The 20233-nt window shown below is 38.3% G+C and carries 18 protein-coding genes; 11 read left to right on the top strand and 7 right to left on the bottom strand.

Features of this window, described 5'->3' with window-relative positions:
- The first annotated feature begins 14 nt into the window (after nt 1-14).
- The 5 genes from H5058_RS16845 (at nt 15) to H5058_RS16825 (ending at nt 4324) form a co-directional block, all read left to right on the top strand.
- Nucleotides 15-509 carry a DsrE family protein gene (locus tag H5058_RS16845; RefSeq protein WP_182679136.1) on the top strand — a complete coding sequence of 165 codons (495 nt, stop codon included), beginning with the start codon at nt 15-17 and terminating at the stop codon, nt 507-509.
- On the top strand, nt 509-1132 hold the full coding sequence (locus H5058_RS16840) for an SGNH/GDSL hydrolase family protein (RefSeq protein WP_179807730.1): 624 nt from the start codon (nt 509-511) through the stop codon (nt 1130-1132). The genes H5058_RS16845 and H5058_RS16840 overlap by 1 nt, the downstream gene beginning before the upstream one ends.
- A gap of 102 nt (nt 1133-1234) precedes the next feature.
- Nucleotides 1235-2782 (top strand): EAL domain-containing protein, encoded by a 1548-nt coding sequence (locus H5058_RS16835; protein ID WP_182679140.1) that lies wholly within the window; start codon nt 1235-1237, stop codon nt 2780-2782.
- Nucleotides 2783-2839: 57 nt separating this feature from the next.
- Nucleotides 2840-3361 (top strand): hypothetical protein, encoded by a 522-nt coding sequence (locus tag H5058_RS16830; protein ID WP_011329828.1) that lies wholly within the window; start codon nt 2840-2842, stop codon nt 3359-3361.
- Between the two features lie 273 nt (nt 3362-3634).
- Nucleotides 3635-4324 (top strand): LuxR C-terminal-related transcriptional regulator, encoded by a 690-nt coding sequence (locus H5058_RS16825; RefSeq protein WP_182679134.1) that lies wholly within the window; start codon nt 3635-3637, stop codon nt 4322-4324.
- A gap of 52 nt (nt 4325-4376) precedes the next feature.
- Here H5058_RS16825 and H5058_RS16820 read toward each other — a convergent pair whose 3' ends face one another.
- The 4 genes from H5058_RS16820 to H5058_RS16805 are packed head-to-tail and all read right to left on the bottom strand — an operon-like array spanning nt 4377 to nt 7511.
- Nucleotides 4377-5150 carry a CsgG/HfaB family protein gene (locus H5058_RS16820; protein WP_179807727.1) on the bottom strand — a complete coding sequence of 258 codons (774 nt, stop codon included), beginning with the start codon at nt 5148-5150 and terminating at the stop codon, nt 4377-4379.
- Entirely contained in the window at nt 5150-5560 is a 411-nt protein-coding gene (locus tag H5058_RS16815) for a curli assembly protein CsgF (protein ID WP_011329831.1), read from the bottom strand. Before H5058_RS16815 ends, H5058_RS16820 begins: the two co-directional genes overlap by 1 nt.
- Nucleotide 5561: 1 nt before the next feature.
- Nucleotides 5562-5963, bottom strand: a complete 402-nt coding sequence (locus H5058_RS16810; RefSeq protein ID WP_179807726.1) for a curli production assembly/transport protein CsgE — start codon at nt 5961-5963, stop codon at nt 5562-5564.
- A gap of 42 nt (nt 5964-6005) precedes the next feature.
- A complete protein-coding gene (locus H5058_RS16805; RefSeq protein WP_182679132.1) occupies nt 6006-7511 on the bottom strand; it encodes a curlin in 1506 nt (501 codons plus the stop codon).
- A 563-nt stretch (nt 7512-8074) separates the two neighbouring features.
- On the opposite strand from H5058_RS16805, the gene H5058_RS16800 reads away from it, so the two are divergent.
- On the top strand, nt 8075-10579 hold the full coding sequence (locus H5058_RS16800; RefSeq protein ID WP_182679130.1) for a S8 family serine peptidase: 2505 nt from the start codon (nt 8075-8077) through the stop codon (nt 10577-10579).
- Between the two features lie 108 nt (nt 10580-10687).
- On the opposite strand, the gene H5058_RS16795 is transcribed toward H5058_RS16800, so the two are convergent.
- Nucleotides 10688-11170, bottom strand: coding sequence for a putative 4-hydroxy-4-methyl-2-oxoglutarate aldolase (locus tag H5058_RS16795; RefSeq protein ID WP_182679128.1), 483 nt, complete (start codon nt 11168-11170; stop codon nt 10688-10690).
- Between the two features lie 279 nt (nt 11171-11449).
- On the opposite strand from H5058_RS16795, the gene yddG reads away from it, so the two are divergent.
- A complete protein-coding gene (yddG, locus tag H5058_RS16790; protein ID WP_182679126.1) occupies nt 11450-12370 on the top strand; it encodes an aromatic amino acid DMT transporter YddG in 921 nt (306 codons plus the stop codon).
- 59 nt (nt 12371-12429) lie between these two features.
- Here the strand turns inward: yddG and H5058_RS16785 are convergent, their stop codons facing one another.
- Nucleotides 12430-12942, bottom strand: coding sequence for an ankyrin repeat domain-containing protein (locus tag H5058_RS16785; protein WP_182679124.1), 513 nt, complete (start codon nt 12940-12942; stop codon nt 12430-12432).
- 111 nt (nt 12943-13053) lie between these two features.
- A complete protein-coding gene (locus H5058_RS16780; RefSeq protein ID WP_220485848.1) occupies nt 13054-14589 on the bottom strand; it encodes a catalase in 1536 nt (511 codons plus the stop codon).
- A 353-nt stretch (nt 14590-14942) separates the two neighbouring features.
- On the opposite strand from H5058_RS16780, the gene H5058_RS16775 reads away from it, so the two are divergent.
- The 4 genes from H5058_RS16775 (at nt 14943) to H5058_RS16760 (ending at nt 20024) form a co-directional block, all read left to right on the top strand.
- Nucleotides 14943-15623, top strand: a complete 681-nt coding sequence (locus H5058_RS16775) for an HAD family hydrolase (protein WP_182679122.1) — start codon at nt 14943-14945, stop codon at nt 15621-15623.
- Nucleotides 15624-15801: 178 nt separating this feature from the next.
- On the top strand, nt 15802-17523 hold the full coding sequence (locus H5058_RS16770) for a cytosine permease (protein WP_182679120.1): 1722 nt from the start codon (nt 15802-15804) through the stop codon (nt 17521-17523).
- A 60-nt stretch (nt 17524-17583) separates the two neighbouring features.
- On the top strand, nt 17584-19107 hold the full coding sequence (locus H5058_RS16765; protein WP_182679118.1) for a mannitol dehydrogenase family protein: 1524 nt from the start codon (nt 17584-17586) through the stop codon (nt 19105-19107).
- Between the two features lie 2 nt (nt 19108-19109).
- Nucleotides 19110-20024, top strand: a complete 915-nt coding sequence (locus tag H5058_RS16760) for a carbohydrate kinase (protein WP_182679116.1) — start codon at nt 19110-19112, stop codon at nt 20022-20024.
- The last annotated feature ends 209 nt before the right edge of the window (nt 20025-20233 follow it).

Below are 20233 nucleotides of genomic sequence, written 5' to 3'. Positions count from 1 at the left end.
TAGGTCTTGGCCTAATGTTCGTAAGCCTGCCAGTATTTGCGAATGACTTAGAGCCCGCAATAAAAGACTTTGGCTTTTTTTATAATGTACCCTCACATGCACCTATAACGCAAAACACACATTTTAAAATTGCCTTTGATGTTGGCAAAGGCGCGCAAAAAGGTGAGCAGAATAATGGTATGAATTCTTTAGCGCGGTTTATTAATATGCATATAGCACATGGTATTAAACCAGAAAATATAGAGCTGGCACTCGTAATACATGGCAGTGCAAGCGTAGATGTGCTTGATAATAATACATATAAAAACCGCTTTGAAGTCGATAACAAAAATCAAAGCTTAATTGAGCAATTACTTGCTAATAATACGGTGGTTTATGCATGTGGGCAGTCGGCCACGCATTATAAAGTAGCTCCTGAGCAGTTAATAAAAGGCGTAAAAATGTCGTTATCGGCAATGACAGCACATGCGCAGTTACAACAGCAGGGCTATACGCTAAACCCTTTTTAATGATAAAAAACATATTATGCTTTGGGGATTCCAATACTTGGGGTTTAAATCCGCAAACAGGAAAACGATTTAGTGCTACAGTGCGCTGGCCAGCAAAGCTTGCTGTAAAGTTAGGGGCTAATTTTACAATAATAGAAGCTGGGCAGCCTAACCGTGCTTTAGTAAACAACCCACCGTTTGCAGGTGAGTTATCGGGCGTAACTTATTTACAGTCTTACTTAAATGAACTTAAAATAGATTTAATTATTATAGATTTAGGTACTAACGATCTGAAAAATCGGTTTAGTTTAAATGTGCACGATATTGCCGCTGGGTTAACAGCATTAATAGATTCAATATTGAATTTTTATGAGCAAAGCAATGCGCCAGGCTCTCCAAAAATTTTAATACTTAGTCCCGCTCATGTACGAGAAGTAGGAAGTTACGCAGGCGTATACAAAGGGGCAGAGCAAAAAGTAGTGCAATTAGCAGCAGCATTTGCAAATGTTGCTAGCATAAAACAATGCTCATTTTATGATTTGGCAAGGATTGTGAGTGTTTCAAATGAGGATGGTGTGCATTTAGACGAAAAACAGCATCAAAAAATTAGTGATGCATTAGAGGCGATTATTCGTGAGTTTTAATTTTTAAATATTTATTGTAAATATATTATCAGAAACTTGAATTTTCAGTTACTTATGTGATTATTAAAGGACTTTGCATAAATGGGGATACCTCAATTTACAATGAAACAGCATCCTAAAAAAATAATAGTAGTACTACTATCAGGTGGATTTATATTTGCATTAGGTTGCTTTATTTTATTGTACTTTGCGGGTCAAAAATTAGTAGCGCAAACACATTCAGACTCACAATATTTACTCTCCCAAGTAGACGATGGTGTAGAGGAAAGCGTTCGTGTTTTAACTAAATTAAATAACCTAAATTTTACTACTTGTAACGAAGCGAATTTACTTGCTATGCGGCGGATGCTATTTGATGCCAAGTTTGCTATTGATATAGGCTACTTTAAAAATAATACATTAATCTGTACTACAGGTACTGGTATGCTTGAAAATCCTTTACCAGATAACCAACCAGATTATACTGTAAATAAAAACAGCCCCTCACAAATAGGCATACGCTTTGAGCCTGAACTTTACTTATTACTCTTTACCGAGCGCCCACTAAAAGTACTAATTATTCGCCAAGGCAACTATAACCTCATATTAAAATCAGAAGTATTCGATCCTAAAATTATTGTAACGCCTAATTGGCAGGTTTTTTATAAAGAATCTGAAAACTTATTTCATTTAGCTGGGCAAACAGAGCTTCATAATAATATAAAAAGTAATGACTATTTACATTACGAAACGAATATAACGTGCAGTAATAATAATAGAAATTATTGTGTTGCCTTGTATTTGCCATGGGATGTATTTTTTACCGATAATCGTCAACTATTCATTATTTCGTTTATTTTAATTTGCTTGGTGAGTATTTCGTGTGGCTTATTAGTTGATGAGCACCTAACTACGCGCCGCTCAATTGTAAGCAGGATACGTAGGGGATTAAAGAGCGGTAATTTTTATTGGGTTTATCAGCCAATAGTTAACTTACAAAGCGGAAAAATAATTGGTTGCGAGGTACTTGCGCGTTTTAAAGATGATTACGGGGTGCTTACACCGGATCAATTTATTCCTATACTTAGACAAATTAATTTAACTTGGTCTTTTACCAAAATAATGATTAACACTGTACTTAATGAGTTAGAAAGTGCAGAGCAGTTACCAAGTGGATTAAAGGTGTCATTAAATATTTTTCCTTGTGATGTAGAGCAAGGAAATGTGTTGTCATTACCGAAAATAGCCGGGTTAATGCAATCTAAATTTGTAATTTGTTTAGAAATTACCGAAGACGAGTATTTAGATTCAACTATTGCTCATGGCTATTTTAAAACATTAATCGAGTCGGGTTTTCGCTTGTCGCTTGATGATTTTGGCACTGGTTATTCAAACTTAAAAAACTTACATAATTTGAGTTTCCATCAGCTTAAAATAGACCGTTCATTTGTACAAGACATAGCTACGGAAGGCTTAAAAGCCTCTATGATCCCTAATATTATGGAGTTGGTACATAAATTTGGTTATACCTGTGTGGCAGAGGGCATAGAAACAACAGAGCAAGAAGTCATTTTAAAAGAAGCAGGGGTACATTACGGGCAAGGCTGGAAGTATGGCCGGCCTATGCCTATTTTAGAATTTAAAGAGTATATAGCTAGATCGATAAAGTAACGCTTAGCGTATATAAAAGCACAGGTGTTTCTTTAAAAATTATAATTAGGATTTACTATGGCTAAATCAATACTCACTGCTTTTTTATTTATATTTTTAGCGGCATGTTCTACTCAGTACCCAAATCAGCAAGTAATTGGTAAACAATTTCCAACGATTGACGGCGAAAGTTTAACGCAAAATAAAGTGACTATTCCAAGCGATTTTAATGCAGATAAAACACTTTTGCTTATAGGCTATAAGCAAGATAGTCAGTTTGACATTGATCGCTGGTTAATTGGCTTAGATATGAGTGGTGTAGTTATTCCTACCTACGAACTACCCACTATTGCTGGTATGGCACCTCGCATGTTTAGTGCATTTATAGACAGTGGTATGCGTAAAGGAATTCCAAAAGAGCTTTGGGCTGGGGTAATCACTATTTATAAGGACGGCGAAAAAGTACAAAAATTTACTGGTAATCAAAACCCTAACAATACCCGTGTAGTCCTTATAAATAACAGCGGTAAAATACTTTATTTTTACGATAGAGGCTTTTCAGTTGATGCGTTAAATAAGTTAAAAGCGACTATAAACTAAATTTATTGATTGCTTTTGTTTTACAGCTTTATTCTAAATGACTATTACTAGTTTTCCTCTACTGATGTTAATTTTGGCTTCGTTAATTATAGTGTGTTCTGCAATAAGTAATAGTTAGTTTGGGTTAAATAAATAGATACGTAAGAGACTGCAAAGCATGCTTATCGTGAGCTGTAAAACAGGTGGTTAACAACTGTGAACGAATGTAAAAACTGTATTGTAAGTTGTTCAAAAATTAGGTAGTGTTACATAAGAATTCTAAGGAAGAGTTTTATGTTACAGCAATCAGCATTTATAAAAACAAATTTAAAATCATCGGCTTGCTCGTATAATTATCAAGATATTTTAAGAACCCTCCGAGCCTTATTCAACACTATAAATATGGATGATGCACTGCCAAACGTTGAGCAACGCTCACAATATACTTTGTATTTAATTGATGGCGCCACGCATAATTGGCACAACCTTGTACCTGCAGATTTAATCGCTTTAGCGAGGCAGTATAATGTGGTGATATTTAATGTTGAGCGTAAAGCAATATGTGAGAAAAACTTACTACTTAACCATGTTAATGGTGTGTTTTATAAGTCGACGCCAAGTGAGGAAGTTTTTAAAGGTTTAGTTAAAATAAATGCGGGCGAATTATGGTTTACTAGAATGATACTTTCCCAAGCATTTAGCGATATTTTAGTTGCAACCTCTTCGTTTAATAGTTTACACGAAGGCATAGAATTAAAGCAGGACGATTATCAACATTTAACTAAACGAGAGCGTTCAGTTATTCATCTAATAGCACAAGGGGCGAGTAATAGTGTTATCGCAGATAAATTAAATATTAGCGATCATACAGTCAAAACTCATTTATACAGCGCATTTAAAAAAACAAGTTCTCGTAATAGGATTGAGCTAGCTAACTGGGCGCAGCGTTATATATCGGTTTTATTACCTATGAGTAAACAATAATTACATGCATTAAAAAATGGCTACTTTTATAAGTAGCCATTTTTGTTTGCTATTAACTTACTTTTTTAGCCCACAAGCCTTTATCAATACCTTTGGTTATAAGATCAGTGAGCGCTTTTTCAATTGCTTGAGTAACACAAATGCTCATAGGTTCATTATCGCTATAGCCAGCTTCTGCCTCGGCAAGGCGCTTATAGCTTACATACCTAAAAAAACCAGCACGCATTTCTTGGCTCAATACTTTTTTACTGGTTGCTACCGAGAGTAATACTTGCCCTGTACGTACGTCTACGGCACGTAAATAAATAGATATAGCATCTTCTCTATATAATTCAGATGCACCTATACCAAAGTACTCCATTCCTAGGCCACCGGTTTTTACATTGGTGTCATAACTAATAATACCGCCTTCTAAAATAATTTTAGCTGTTGTTAATGGCGGTAAATCGGCTTGATTTGGGTTTTCTGACTGGGCAGCACGAATGATTTTCCGCTCAGTTAGTATGTTTTGCAACCCTTCGCGCTCAACCGGTGTAAACCAATCTGATTCATGCAATGCCTGAATTAATATGGAATTAGCCCCTTGAGTAACTGCGGTTGAAAAAGAGCTAACATTCGTTTGCGGTTTGTATTGACCCGTTTGATCTCTAAATGAATAAACAGAGACGGGAATACTGCCCATTGGCTTGGGTAAGTTTTTTAAATCAGCAAAAATCTCAGTAGGCTCTAAACTTATGGCTTTTTGTTGCGATGGCGGAATTAAATTTCCTATCGTTGTACAGCCCGTTAAAGTAAGTAATATTATTGTTATTAGCAGTTTATACATTATCCAAACCTCGGTACTTCGATGATCACAATGGTGCCATCTAGCATATTTGTTATTTTTACAGTAATAGTATCTGTGGTACTGGTGATCACTTCAATTTGGTAGTCACCACTCATAAATATAGAGTCTTGATTAAATATACTGTCTTCAGAGTCTTCACCAAATGCCATATTGGTAATTTCTCTGACCATTCTATTTAGGTAAGTACGCTGTAAAGAGTCTTGAAATTGTTCTGCATAATCTCTTTCGATGACAGGTGCTTTGTGTTTGTTTTGCGCTTGAGCTTTACTCAACAACATATTTGCATTGAGTGGGTTGCCGCCAAAACTTGGGTTAATTGGGGTGTAAATTAATTCAGTTGCACTAGCTGAAAAGCTTAGAGTTATTATTATAAGTAGTATTTTATTCATTTTACCATCCGTTTACAGCCATATCGGGAGACGATACAGCCATGTTTGAGCGAGCCATTGCATCTATTACAATATAAACTGCTTGTTCAACGCGTTCGTCAAGAGGCTCTAACCTACGACCTAAATAAGTTGCATAAATAAGTTGGTTATTCATTATTAAAGAAAGCCTGGTGCCAGCCTTAGGTAGCACGGTTTCTTTTATTTCAATATTAAAACCCGCAGTTGAAGGTAAGTCTCTCCAGTAGTTTGAAAACTTGTAATAAAACTGATGGCCAAAACGGCTAATACTTCTATCGAGTAATAAGCCATCTATTTCTAGTTCATCAGTTGCCAATACTGTAGGTGAGAAGCACAGTAAAATTGAGAGTAAGTAGCTAATATATTTGCTTTTATTATTTTTCATATTATAAAAGGGGGGAAGTATACCTCCCCCCCACCTTAGCAATTACATTTGCGTAACTGTAGCAGTATTTCCGTCACCAATTTGCGTAACAGATACCATGCTGTTCGAGCCGATTATGCCGCCTTGAACAAGGTTATCGTTACCAATTTGATTAACAGTAAATGAAACATCCTCTCCACCAATTAAAAAGGCTGACTGATCCATACCTGTAACCCAGTTTCCTTCACCTTCTTGTGAAATATCAATACTATGGCCGCTACCTTCAACCATAATGTCAACTAAGTTGATTTCACCTGTTTGCGATATATCAATTTGGTTTGTATTACTATCTAATATACCAGCAAGCGTAACCATGGTTTCATTTTGTACACCGTTTTGCATGATATCAATATTGTTATCATTAGAAGTTAGTGCCGTATTAGGGTAAGAAGACTCTACAACAGTTGTATTTTCGTCACCATTTTGAAATACATCTACATCGTTACCAGTACCATTAAAGTTAACCAGATGCGCGGCATTCAAATCACCAACTTGGTTAATTAAAAACTCATTATCCGAACCAATAACACCCATGTATGCTTCGTTACCAAAGCCATTTTGAGTTGCAGTTAATTTGTTATTATCACCAATTAATTCAGCTGTGGCCGAGTTGAGGGTATCTAATTGAGTAATAGTAATTTTATTATTATTACCTAAAAATAGAGCCGAATCGGCTGTATTGCTATCACCTTCTTGATCAAGGTCTACTTCGTTATCACTACCAACAATAGCTGCAAAGTTAACTGCATTAGATTTACCATCTTGCTCAACTTTTAGCTCATTAGCATCACCCGATACATCGCTAAAGGTTGCTATGTTGCGCGAGCCATCTTGTTCAATATCAAGGTCGTTATCATTACCTTGTAAAGAATTGATTGTAAATTCGTTCCAATAACCCCCTGATTGCTCAATATCAATAGTATTTTGATCACCGGTTAATGACGTTATTTCAGCTTCGTGCCAATTACCAGTTTGTACTGCACTGATTTCGTTGGCATTACCTTGCATATCAAGGTTATAAAACCAATGGCCACCAGCACCCTGAGCTACATCAATCGTATTATCGTCACCCGTGATAATGTTTATAGCTTCGTTATTTACTAAAGAGCTAACACCCTCTTGGGCAACAACTAAAGAGTTGTAATCACCGGTTACTTGCGAGATTAAACCGTTAGCAACACCATCTTGAGAATACTCTTCTGTATTACTATTGCCCACAGTAGCAACGCCTGCGTAATTACCAGTTTGGTTTTGCGTAATTTCTGTGTAATTTTCATTACCATCAATGGTCGCTAGCATGGTGTTGTTATCACCTGCTTGTACTAATAATGCATCGTTATTGTTGTTGTTTTGTATTAAAGTCATGCTATTTGATGTGCTCATTACAGAAATGGCCGTACCTATTTCTGAATTTGAGGCTGATTTAGTATCTGTATTTGCATAAGAAGCGAAGCTTGCACCCATTGCAACTGCAACTGCGCAGCTTAAAATTGATTTAGTTAATTTCATTATTTATTCTCCGTGAATAGTAAAAATAAATACCTAGATATTATCTGTTTTAATTAGGTATTTTCTGTTTCAGCATGCCGTGCTGATATAATGTGTTGTGATCCACTTGATTACTTTTAAGTATGTAAAATGTTAAATATGACCAGCGTTCACTGCTTATTTGCATCGTAAATAAAGTACAAGCTGCTAACAGTGAGGCAGTAATCATTGTGTTAACTGTATTAGTTAATTTTAATTTGTTAAATCATCATTAATTACCAATTTTAAAGTGATTATATTTCATGTGCTTACGTATGTTTTTTGTTTTTTTTAAATGGTTTTATACAAAAAGCAGTAAAAAAGAAGGGGTTCTATTTTTTAATAGGGTTAACAAATTCATAACAATGGCTGTATTTAATATTTTTTTGCTGAAAATCTAGTCAAAATGATTGGTTTTTGCTTTTTTTGCTTGTGTAATTTTATCTTTAGCTGTTTTCTAATAGCTTGCCATGTGATCCCTTATACTGAAGTAGTAAATAAAATTACTTAGTTTTACTAAGTTAACCCAAACTATGGATAGAACAATGAAAACAAAATTATCTATTATTACACTTGCGCTCCTACCTTGCTTAGCCGCCGCTAAAGTGCCCGATGTTGGTGTGATGCAACAACAAGATGCAGCGACTAGTGATTCTTTAATTGTTAAATATAAAAAAAACGCCACCCCAGCAATGCGAAAGCATGCAAGATCTTTAGTTAGAGCTAAAATTTCAGATTTAAATAATGATGAAATAGATGACAGCTATACCTCATTACTTTCAGGTCGCCTTGCTAAGTTTAAAGTAGCGGGCATGAGCACCAAAGAAGCGATTGAGCGCTTAAAGTCGCACCAAGCCATTGAATATGTAGAACCTGATTATAAAGTTAGTATTACGAATGTACCCAATGATCCCCGTTTTGATGAACTTTGGGGCTTACATAATGTAGGCCAGTCAGGTGGTACCGTTGATGCAGATATTGATGCTCCAGAGGCATGGACTATTTCTATTGGTAGCCGAGATGTAGTGGTAGGTGTAATCGATACCGGTGTTGATTATAGCCATAATGACCTTGCAAGTAATATGTGGGTAAATACCGCTGAAATTGCAGGAGATGGTATAGATAACGATGGGAATGGTTACATAGATGACATTTATGGTATCAATGCAATTACTGATAGTGGCGATCCAATGGACGACCAAGGGCATGGTACTCATGTGTCAGGGACTATTGGTGCAAGTGGCAATGATGCGATCGGTGTTGTAGGGGTAAACCATGAAGTGTCTATTGTTGGCTGTAAATTTTTAGCTGCTGATGGCACGGGGAGTACTTCTGGGGCAATTAAATGTATTGATTATATGATTAACCTTAAAAATTCAGGTGTTAACCTTCGTGTGCTAAACAATAGCTGGGGCGGCGGCGGGTTTAGCCAAGCACTTGCTGACGCGATTGATGCAAGCGAAGCGGCAGATATACTTTTTGTAGCTGCGGCAGGTAACGATGCATTAGACAATGATCTTAACCCTCATTATCCATCAAGCTATGAGCACGATAGTATTTTATCTGTAGCAAGTACAGATCGTAATGATGCTATGTCGAGCTTTTCACAATGGGGCTTAACAAGTGTTGATTTAGGTGCCCCAGGTACTGCCATTTTATCTACTGTGCCAGGAAACGCTTATAGTAGTTACTCAGGCACCTCTATGGCAACGCCTCATGTTGCTGGTGCTGCAGCACTTGCTTTATCAGTTAACCCAGATCTAACAGCGTTAGAATTAAAAGAGTTATTAATGAGTAGCGGCGATGCCAACGCAGCACTACAGGGTAAAACGGTTGCTGGTACACGATTAAATGTAAACCAAGCGCTAATTGACGCAGATCCAACCCCAGGCTTTAAACTCAGCGTTAGCCCTTTGTCACAGGAGATCACTGCGGGTGAGTCAGCAAGTTATACGTTTAGTGTAGGCTCAATTGCTAATTGGGATGGTGATGTTGCGTTTGCATTGACAGGTAATTTAGATTCAGCGTCACTTTCACAAAACACTGCTCGCCCAGGTGAAGAAGTACAGTTAGTAGTACCTACCACTGAAGAGACGCAGTGGGGTGAATATGAGTTTACCGTTACAGCAACGTCAGATGATAGAGTTAAGGAAAGCACTGTAAAATTAATGGTTAAACCTATGGGGTTGAATGATTTTACTTACAGCAGTGATGAAAATATTGCTATTCCTGATAATGCGCCAGAAGGTGTAAGCTCTGTAATTACGATTGCAGATGAGTTAACCGTTTTTAATACAGTTGCCGATGTTAACATTAGTCATACTTGGTCTGGTGATTTAATTGTAAAGCTTATCTCAGCGCAAGGCACTACAATAACGTTACAAAATAAAGAGGGCGGTACCTCAGATGATATTATTAAAAGCTTCACTTCGGATGCATTTAATGGCGAAGTAGCCACTGGCGATTGGGCATTACATGTACAAGACACTGCCGGTGCTGATACAGGTAATATAAATGGCTGGTCACTTACGTTAAGTGCAATTGGAGAGGTAAGCCCGCAACCACCACGTGCTAGTTTTAGCGTTGAAACACAAGGCTTAACGGCTTCGTTTACCGATAGTAGCACAGATGCTAATAACGATATTACACAGTGGCAGTGGAGCTTTGGTGATGGTGCTACATCAACCGATGCAAGCCCTGTGCATGCTTATGCAGTGGCGGGTAGCTATGAAGTTGAATTAACTGTTACCGACAGCGAAGGCAATACCAACGCATCAACTCAAACTGTAGTAGTGAGTGATGTAGAGATTGAGCTAAGCCTTAAGCGCGCTAATAAATCACGCTTAGGCACAATGCGTGTAGAGCTAAGTTGGCAGCAAGTGGGTGCTCAGTCATTAAATGTATATCGTAATGGCGAGTTAGTAGGCACAACCTCAGATAACGGTCGTTATCGTGATTATGTACGTGGTGCAACACTACCTGCGTACGACTATCAAGTGTGTGTAACTGAAAACGTGTGTTCAAACATAGTGACGGTAACTTTTAACTAATAAAATAGTTACCTATTAATATGACACAAGCCCAGCAATGCTGGGCTTTTTAGTGTCAGGTTTTATTAAAAAAGCGGCAGCTAATCTGTTTCAGTTGTGATTTAGCAACTAACTAAGTTTATGTTTACTCACAATTAGTCCGTTCACATCGGCGTAAAGCCAATCATTAGGCTCAATGCAGACGCTTAACATGGCAATAGCTTGATTGTTTTCACCACAACCTCGCTTTAACGTACAGCGTGGTGTTGAGCCAAGCGCCATAATAGGTAAATTTAAGGTAGCAAGAATCTCAATATCTCGGCAACAACCATTTATAACTATACCTTCCCAGCCATTTTTTAAAGCACGCTCTGCCATAATATCGCCAATAAATGCAAAGCGTTTACTAGCAAAGCCGTTAATAACCAGCACTTTACCTACGCCATTTTGATGAAGTATTTCAGCGGCAAACGAATTGTCATCGGGGCACGTTACAGTAACGACTTGACCACTAAAGGTGGTTTTGTTGCCAAAGTGCTGTAATCCACAGTCGGCTACTTGTACGCTATCACGGTGTTCGTCGTATAGATCGGGAGTCGTGAACTTGTTCATATTTGCTTTCTCTGTTTAGTGAGTTATTTAACGGCACCACCGGTAAAAGTGGTAATACGAGACAAAAGAGTCAGTAACTTTAATTTACCTAGCGTTAGTACTGCTTTAGTTAAATTTAAACACTGAATAGCTGTTTACGCTTATTGCTTATAACTATAGTGGTCATATTTAGCTTTGATAATGCAAGTTATGCACTGCTGATTAATGGCATATTATTGTTAAAACAAAAAATTACTGTTAGTTTAGCTGCAAATTATTAAGTAGTACTTTAGGTTTAATATGGATTTTATAAGCAAAAATAAATATACACTTTATGGAGTCGCTGCAATATTACTGTGGAGTTGCTTAGTTGCACTACTTAGAGATGTGTCTGAGTTGTTTAGCCCTATTGGTGGCGCAGCCGCTATGTATACTGTTAGTGCTGTATTTTTAATATTAGTGATGGGGTTACCCAAGTTAAAAGGGTTTTCGAAACGCTACTTGGTAATTGGTACTTTATTATTTGTATTTTATGAGGTGTGCTTAGCGCTTTCTATTGGTATGGCTAATAATAGGCATCAGGCTATGGAAATGGCGGTAATAAACTATTTATGGCCCACTCTTACTATTTTATTAACCATTATAGTAGGGGGGAAAAAAGTAAGTTTATGGGTCTATCCGAGTATGTTTGTTGCCTTTTTAGGCGTTGCTTGGTGCATAGCTGGCGATGCGGGAATATCAGTCAACACATTAGCAAATAACTTTGCAGATAATCCTGCTACGTATTTAATGGCGCTTGCAGCTGCATTTATATGGGCTATTTATTGTGTGGTTACGCAAAAGTTGAGTAACGGTAAAAATGCAATAACGTTATTTTTTACAGCAACCGCAGTGAGTTTGTGGATACAGTTTGCAATAAGTAACGAGGCGGCATTAACGTTTTCAATAAATTCGAGTATTACATTGTTACTAGCAGGTGTGGTTGTTGGCAGCGGGTATGCACTTTGGAACCAAGCTATTATTGGCGGTAACTTAATGTTGTTGGGTACGCTTTCGTACTTTACACCGGTGTTTTCTACTATTATTTCGGCGCTGTATTTATCGGTGTCACTTAGTGCGTCGTTTTATCAAGGAGTCGTACTGGTAACGCTTGGATCGCTTGTTTGTTATTTTGTTACGCGTGATAAGCCCCAAAAATATAATGTAAAAGTAACGACTTAAAAAACAGTCAGCTAAAGTTTACTTACCTCTAAAGCTCTTTTTATAAGGGCTTTAGATCTTTATTTAGAATTTTTAACTTGCGCGAGTAACTCAATAACCTTTTGTTGGCCAAATGTGTGTGCAAATTGCTCAGCGGTTTGGCCTGCTTTGTTTTGATGCGCGTTGTTGCAATCAAGTGATACCAGTGTTTTAGCGATACTAAATTCACCTCTGAATATAGCGGCCATAAGTGCTGTGTTACCCCGATTATCTTCCATGCAAGCATTAGCGCCCAAATGTAAAAGCGTGTTTACCGTGTTTTTATTACCATGGTAAGTAGCAATCATTAATGCGGTGTAACCTTTATTGTTGTAGCTGTCGATAGGAATACCAGCACTTACAAATTGCTTAATTACAGCGGTATCGTTGGTACGTGCAGCAGCAAAGTAATAAGCAAATAAACTCTCGTATTGTGTTTGCGCTGAGTGTTGGTTTTCAAGTTGTGTACTAGGTGTTTGTGTATCCGTTGTATTTTGAGCGTAAACACTACTAAAGCTTATTAGTAGCGCTACAATAATTAATAAATTACGCATTACTTTATACCTTTTAAAAAGAGGAAGGGGATTGGTTGCCTCCTTCCTCATGGTTGTGGTTACTTATATAACAGCTTGTTTAGTTGGGACTAATGTTTTGTAACTTGCTAATTACAGGTTAGCTGCAAGCTGCTTAACTATTTTAATATCGCCATTAATGGCTTTAGTTAAACGTGTACCGTACTCACTATCAGCTTTGTAAAAGTGGCTAAGCATTTTGTGCTTAACGTTACTGTCTTTTATTTTTACTAAATCGCCCGCTAGGTTATTGATCAGATTAGTACGTTCTTGCTTACTAAAACCTCGGTATAAAACACCTGCTTGCGCAAAGTTTTGCTGCTTTATAATGGCGGCTTGTTGTACAAAACCTTTAAGCTCTGTATTACTTCTACGGGCAATTGGGTTTTCAGCTACGTTTTCGTGGCTTGGTTGATAGTTTACGTTGCTTTGGGTATTACCATAGTTCATTGTGCCGTCTTGGTTGTAGTTAACTACCTCCACTTTTGCACGGTTAATTGGCAACTGTTGATGGTTAGCACCAAGGCGATACATTTGCGTATCTGCGTATGAAAATACACGCCCTTGTAATAACTTATCTTCTGAGGGTTCAATACCCGCAATAATGTTAGACGGTGCCATTGCTACTTGTTCTGTTGACTGAAAAAAGTTAGTTGGCATGCGATTAAGCGTTAATGTACCTGCCTTCACTTCTTTTACACCTAACCACATTTTTGTTGCATCTAATGGGTTGTAATCAAAGTCGTCAAGCTGCGACGGATCAAGCGTTTTAATGTATAGATCCCATTCTGGGAAGTTACCTTTATTTACTTCGCTGTATAAATCACGTGTTAAATGTTGAAAGTCTTGGCCTTGAACTTCAGCGACTTCTTTTGCATTTAAATTCTCAATGCCTTGTTTACTTACCCAATGAAATTTAACGTACTTAACATCGCCCGATTTATTGATCATTTTATAAGAGTGAACACCCCAACCATCCATTTTACGTAAGCTTGCTGGTGTGCCGTAGTCGCTATAAACCCACGTTAACATGTGAGTAGAGCCTGGTTCGTGCGAGAAAAAGTCAAAAACACGGTTAGGATCTTGAATGTTATCTACAGGTGATGGTTTTAATGAATGGATCATATCTGGAAATTTTATTGCATCACGAATAAAAAATACCGGTAAGTTAAGGCCCACTAAATCCCAGTTACCTTGATCGGTGTAAAATTTAATAGCAAAGCCACGTGGGTCGCGCAGTGTTTCTGGGCTACCTTTTGAGTGAATTACCGATGAAAAACGTACAAAAACGTCAGTTTCTTTACCGACCTCGGTAAAAGGTGCTGCCATGGTTAAATCATCTAAACTTTTTGATGCCACAAATACACCATGAGCACCCGTACCACGCGCATGTACCACACGCTCAGGAATACGCTCACGTGCGAAGCGTTGTAGTTTTTGAATTAGTTGTACGTCTTCTAATAACACACTGCCGCGCTCGCCTGCAGTTATTGAATTTTGGTTGTCGCCAACAGCTGCGCCGTTGTCTTTAGCTAATGTAGCCGCGCTTGCTGGTAATGCCATCGCAAGTGTTAACGCGCTTAATGTTAGTTTTGTATTCTTGTTTATTGCGTTTAATAAAATATTCATGTCGACCTTATTATTTAAAATTGCCGGCAGTGCTGCTGGCTGTTTAACTGTTGAGGAGTGTATGAATATTGCTTTGTTCGGTAAAGTTGATTAAATAGATTGGAATAATTCATAAATAAGATTGCAAGAGGGGCTTAAAATATACTTTTAGATCCAATTTTAGGTTTATATATTTTTTGTAAACTTGATTAAATACAGCGGCTTTTAGTTTTGTTTATTTATGTTTGTAGTAGCGACAAGTAAATTCGTTCACTTTTTGTTGACATTCAAAAACAATAAAGGGAATATGCTCGCTAGTCGGGCTTATGCTCAGTTGGTGTTTTGCACAAAAAGTAAATGTTTAAGGTAACCCAATGAACGCTAAAATTGATTTAGTAATATTTGATTGCGATGGGGTAGTCATCGACAGTGAAATACTCAGCGCTCAAGTGTTGATTGATATGCTTGCGTATTTAACGGTTAACATTGACCGCGGATATGTACAGCAACACTTTTTGGGGTGTAATTTTAAAACCGTAAGTCAAAAAATCCAAAACGCCTTTAATGTCACTTTGCCAAATAGCTTTGAAGATGATTACCGAGAAGCGCTCTTAAACGAGTTTGGTTCAGCGCTCAGTACAACCGATGGCATAAACGAAGTACTTAATAACTTAGCTGTGCCCAAATGTATTGCCACAAGTAGCAGCCCAGCACGTACAGCTAAAGCATTAGATATAGTTAATTTAAGTAACTGTTTTAGCAATACGATATTTACCAGCAGTGAAGTAAAGCGTGGTAAACCCGCCCCCGACTTATTTTTACATGCAGCTAAGCAAATGGGCGTAAAACCAGAGCATTGCTTGGTCATTGAGGACAGCGAAGCTGGCGTATGTGCAGCCATAAATGCCAATATGCAAGTACTGCATTACAGTGGCGGGCAGCACATGCAAACGGCCATTAACTATGTTCGTAAAGCGTATCCAAATGTTGCTCACTTAACTCATTGGCAGCAGTTTTTTACAGCTTATCCTGCACTTAAAAGTAAAAACATTTAAACATGGCTACTTATACCAACACACATTTATAGGGTTTATAAGTGGCAAAATATAAGCGTTGTTAGTACTGATATTAATTATAAAACTAAAACAAGTGGTTACGCGTTTATAAAACTAAATTATAAGAAGCAAAGTCTTTAGGTATTAAGTACTTTGCTGTTAACAACTAGGAAATACCATGGCAACGAGTCCACACACACACACATTTAAAGATGTAAACGAAGAGCAACTTCCGGTTGCTAATAATAAGCTTCACGGCTGGAAACATTTTGCAGGGCTATACGCTGGTGAACATGTTGCTGCCACTGAATTTGTTATTGGCGCAACCTTTGTTGCATTAGGCGCATCAACCATCGACATTCTATTGGGGTTATTAATAGGTAACCTGCTAGCAATGTGTTCTTGGTGGCTAATTACGGCACCCATTGCAGTACAAACCCGCTTAAGTTTATATAACTACTTAAACAAAATTGCTGGTAACTCAATGACCAAGCTCTATAACTGGGCTAATGTAGTTATTTTTAGTATTATATCGGCGGCCATGATCACGGTATCCTCCACCGCCGTGCGGTTTTTGTTCGACATACCCGCGCAGCTTGATTGGTATCCAAACAGCTTTTGGTTTGTCGCCATTGTTTTAGCCGTTGGCTCAATTGTTGTATTTGTTGCTATGTATGGCTTTTCAACCGTTGCTGACTTTTCAAAACTGTGTGCGCCCTGGCTATTTGTTATATTTATTGCAGGCTCGTTCGCGTTATTCCCTGAGCTTTCAAACCACGTATTGGGTTCTACCTCTTTAACTAGCTTTAGCGACTTTATGACCATAGGCGACTCCTCCATCTGGACGGGCACCAATGCCGATGGTGAAAAAGGCATTGGCCTATTAGAAGTGATTGGCTTTGCATGGGCTGCTAACTCAATTACTCACTTTGGTTTAATCGACATGGCTATTTTTAGATTTGCTAAACGCAAAAGCTATGGCTTGTTCTCTGGTGTGGGTATGTTTTTTGGTCATTACTTAGCGTGGATCTCTGCTGGTATTATGGGCGCAGGTGTTGCGGTATTACTTAAAACAACTATTTCATCACTTGATCCGGGCGATGTTGCATACCATGCATTAGGTTGGACTGGCTTTGTTATTGTAATTATTGCCGGTTGGACTACAGCTAACGCAAACCTTTACCGCGCTGGCCTTGCAGCACAATCTATATTTGTTAATCAGTCACGTGAGCGCACCACCGCCATAGTAGGTGTGGTAACCGTAATTATTGCGTGCTTCCCGTTTGTATTTTCACAAATGCTACCGCTACTTACTTACGCCGGCTTATTAGTTGTGCCTGTGGGCGGTATTGTGTTTGCCGAGCATGTGTTATTTCCTAAAATTGGCTTAACACGTTACTGGGCTAAATATAAAAATATTACCCGCAGCATCCCTGCTATTGCCTCATGGGCACTTGCACTTGTGTTCGGTTTTGGCTTAAACGCAATTGATATAATGTCGTTTTACTACTTGTTTATTCCTACCTGGATTTTCACCATCGTTATTTACACACTTTTAGCTAAAAAATACGGTGCCGGTGAAGATTACACGCAAGAGATTGCAGCAGAAGAGCAAGAGCAACGTAATATTAAAGAATATCAAGCAGCACAAGCTAAAGACATTCCAAAGCCAGTAATTGATAGCTCTGTATTTACCAAAGTTCTTAATGGCATATCGACTATTTCATTAGTGATTATTTTTATATTTGCCAGCCAAGTGATGTTTTTCAGTGACACTATGGTGATGTACAGCGCTAATAAGTCGCAGTTCGAAATTGCCTGTTTTATTTGTACTGTTATTTATTTTGTTACTGCGTACTGGTCGTTAAAACGCCATAAAGTACTCAATACAGCATCGTAATTACTTATCGTAATACAGTATCGTAATTTATATTTTATTTTTGTTTAGTAAGGTCGCACCATGACGCAACATCAACACACAAACGCTCTTGTTACAGGGCTAAACCAACAAAGCTTGGCTCAATTACCAAGCCATGTTGACACACCAAGTTACGACCGTAGCGCCGTTAAAGCGGGGATTATTCATATTGGCGTGGGCGGTTTTCATCGTGCTCACCAAGCGGTATATGTTAACGAGCTTTTAAAAACCCCAGGCTCTGAGCAGTGGGGCATATGTGGTGTTGGCCTGTTAGAGGGTAACCGTGGTCTGCGTGATATTTTAAAGCAGCAAGATTACCTTTACACGCTAACTGTTAGACACCCAGACGGTAAAATAGATAACAAAGTAATAGGCTCAATGATCGACTTTTTGTTTGCTCCAGAGGACAAACAAGCGGTAATTAATAAACTCGCACACAGCGATACTAAAATTGTATCGCTTACTATTACCGAAGGCGGTTATAACTTTAACCCGGCAACGGGCGAATTTGATTACAGCAATCCAGATATTATTAACGACATTAATAACCCGAACGACCCAATTACGGCGTTTGGTTACATTACTGCTGCGCTAAAACTGCGTAAAGAGCAAGGTTTGGGCGCGTTTACAGTACAGTCGTGCGATAACATTCAGCATAACGGTAACGTAACACGTAAAATGCTTTTAGCCTTTGCTACAGAGCAAGACAAAAACCTAAGTGAGTGGATTGAGCAAAACGTATCGTTTCCAAATGCGATGGTTGACCGCATAACACCTGTATCTAAAAAGAGTGATATTGATTACGTGGTTGATGCCTATGGTGTTAGCGACGAGTGGCCAATTACTTGTGAGTCGTTTACACAATGGGTAATAGAGGACACATTTAGTGACTCTCGCCCAAATTGGGATGTTGTTGGTGCACAGTTTGTAACTGATGTGACGCCTTATGAAACCATGAAAATACGTTTACTTAATGCTGGGCATTCTGTGCTTGGTTTATTAGGTTCAATTCATGGTTATGGCACAATTGACGAAACGGTATCTGATGAATTATTTGCCACATACCTACGTGCTTTTATGGATAAAGAAGTAACGCCAAACCTTGAACCGCTTGAAGGTATTGATCTTCAAAGCTACAAAGATACGTTAATAGAGCGTTTTGCTAATCCTAATATTAAAGACAGCCTGGCGCGTATTTGCAGTGAAAGCTCTGCTAAACTGCCTAAGTTTTTAATTGCCACAATTAACGAAAACCTAGTACAAGGTCGAGATATATCGTTGGCAACACTTGTCATTGCTACTTGGTGTTTATACAGCGATAAAGGTGTAAGTGAAAAAGGCGAAAAGCTTGAAATTCAAGATGCTATGCAAAAAGAGCTAAATGCATACGCGCAGCAAAGCCAAGCTAACCCAACTGCATTTTTAAAGCTAGCAAGCTTGTTTGGTAAGCTTGAGCATAACGAAACGTTTACTGCTGAATATAAAAAGTCGATTGCTGCGTTGTATGCACCTAATAGTAAAATTAAAGCCATTATGCAGGCTGTACTTGATCAAAAGAGTAACTAATTATGAGCATTTTAATTAATCATAAATCAGGCGAAAACGTAAGTGTTAGCTGTTTTGGCGAAGTACTGTGGGATTGTTTTGATTCAGGTAAACGCTTAGGTGGCGCGCCACTTAACATGTGTGTGCGTATTAACTCACTTGGCATTAAAGCCGACATGATCAGCGCTGTTGGTAACGACGAGTTAGGCGCTGAGCTACTAGGCGAAATTACTAGCAAAGGCGTAAGCTGCGAATACATTGCTATTAATAGTGACAAAAAAACTAGCACGGTTGAGGTAACGCTCGACAGTGGTGGCTCTGCAAGTTATGAAATAGTGGCAGACTCTGCGTGGGATAATATAGCGCTTACCGATGAGTTACTTAGTAAAGTTAAAAGTAGCGATGTATTTGTATTTGGCAGCCTAATAGGGCGAAGCGAAACGTCTTTGGCAACATTAAATCAATTAGTTGATGTAGCAAACTTTAAAGTATTTGACGTAAACCTACGTGCGCCTCACTACACATTAGCAACACTCGTAGATTTAATGAACAAAGCCGACTTCATCAAATTAAACGATGAAGAGCTATACGAAATTGCTAAAGCTATGGGTTGTAAGTTTCATTCGCTTGAGCAAAACTTAGCCTTTATTGCTGCACAAACTAATACCGAATATTTATGTGTAACTAAAGGCAGCCATGGCGCATTACTCACCATTAAAGGCGAAAACTACTATAACTCAGGCTATTTAATTAGTGTTGTTGATACAGTTGGCGCAGGGGATTCGTTTTTAGGCTCGTTAATTTATCAGCTGTGCAGTAGTGATTGCGCACAACATGCGGTTGACTTTGCTTGCGCTGTTGGCGCTATGGTCGCCGAAAGTGCCGGAGCAACACCTACTTTAACGCATCAACAAATAAATGAATTTATGAACCCATAAATAAATTGGTGATAAGGTATTGTTAATTTTTATCGATAACTTATCGGGCAGATTAAAAAAGGCAGATTTACTCAGTAAAACTGCCTTTTTTGTTTGCCCAGCGAAGCTGGCAAACCCGATAGGCTGAAAGATGCCTTATCACCCCGACTAAGGGGAAGATAATCCGAATGGCAAGGGCGTCACTGGCTAACGGTGAGGTCTGAAGGAAG

Origin of the sequence: Pseudoalteromonas sp. SR45-4 (assembly GCF_014163535.1) — a bacterium.
Classification (GTDB): Bacteria; Pseudomonadota; Gammaproteobacteria; order Enterobacterales; family Alteromonadaceae; genus Pseudoalteromonas; species Pseudoalteromonas nigrifaciens.
Note: the sequence above shows the minus strand (reverse complement) of the source record. Positions and strands in the feature narration are given on the sequence as shown.

Excerpts from the sequence above, each read along its gene's own strand:
- H5058_RS16830 (WP_011329828.1), top strand. The coding sequence starts at position 2,840 with ATGGCTAAATCAATACTCACTGCTTTTTTATTTATATTTTTAGCGGCA.
- H5058_RS16820 (WP_179807727.1), bottom strand. The coding sequence starts at position 5,150 with ATGTATAAACTGCTAATAACAATAATATTACTTACTTTAACGGGCTGT.
- H5058_RS16825 (WP_182679134.1), top strand. The coding sequence starts at position 3,635 with ATGTTACAGCAATCAGCATTTATAAAAACAAATTTAAAATCATCGGCT.
- H5058_RS16845 (WP_182679136.1), top strand. The coding sequence starts at position 15 with ATGTTCGTAAGCCTGCCAGTATTTGCGAATGACTTAGAGCCCGCAATA.
- H5058_RS16800 (WP_182679130.1), top strand. The coding sequence starts at position 8,075 with ATGAAAACAAAATTATCTATTATTACACTTGCGCTCCTACCTTGCTTA.
- yddG (WP_182679126.1), top strand. The coding sequence starts at position 11,450 with ATGGATTTTATAAGCAAAAATAAATATACACTTTATGGAGTCGCTGCA.
- H5058_RS16805 (WP_182679132.1), bottom strand. The coding sequence starts at position 7,511 with ATGAAATTAACTAAATCAATTTTAAGCTGCGCAGTTGCAGTTGCAATG.
- H5058_RS16835 (WP_182679140.1), top strand. The coding sequence starts at position 1,235 with ATGAAACAGCATCCTAAAAAAATAATAGTAGTACTACTATCAGGTGGA.
- H5058_RS16785 (WP_182679124.1), bottom strand. The coding sequence starts at position 12,942 with ATGCGTAATTTATTAATTATTGTAGCGCTACTAATAAGCTTTAGTAGT.
- H5058_RS16770 (WP_182679120.1), top strand. The coding sequence starts at position 15,802 with ATGGCAACGAGTCCACACACACACACATTTAAAGATGTAAACGAAGAG.
- H5058_RS16760 (WP_182679116.1), top strand. The coding sequence starts at position 19,110 with ATGAGCATTTTAATTAATCATAAATCAGGCGAAAACGTAAGTGTTAGC.
- H5058_RS16840 (WP_179807730.1), top strand. The coding sequence starts at position 509 with ATGATAAAAAACATATTATGCTTTGGGGATTCCAATACTTGGGGTTTA.
- H5058_RS16775 (WP_182679122.1), top strand. The coding sequence starts at position 14,943 with ATGAACGCTAAAATTGATTTAGTAATATTTGATTGCGATGGGGTAGTC.
- H5058_RS16780 (WP_220485848.1), bottom strand. The coding sequence starts at position 14,589 with ATGAATATTTTATTAAACGCAATAAACAAGAATACAAAACTAACATTA.
- H5058_RS16810 (WP_179807726.1), bottom strand. The coding sequence starts at position 5,963 with ATGAAAAATAATAAAAGCAAATATATTAGCTACTTACTCTCAATTTTA.
- H5058_RS16765 (WP_182679118.1), top strand. The coding sequence starts at position 17,584 with ATGACGCAACATCAACACACAAACGCTCTTGTTACAGGGCTAAACCAA.
- H5058_RS16815 (WP_011329831.1), bottom strand. The coding sequence starts at position 5,560 with ATGAATAAAATACTACTTATAATAATAACTCTAAGCTTTTCAGCTAGT.
- H5058_RS16795 (WP_182679128.1), bottom strand. The coding sequence starts at position 11,170 with ATGAACAAGTTCACGACTCCCGATCTATACGACGAACACCGTGATAGC.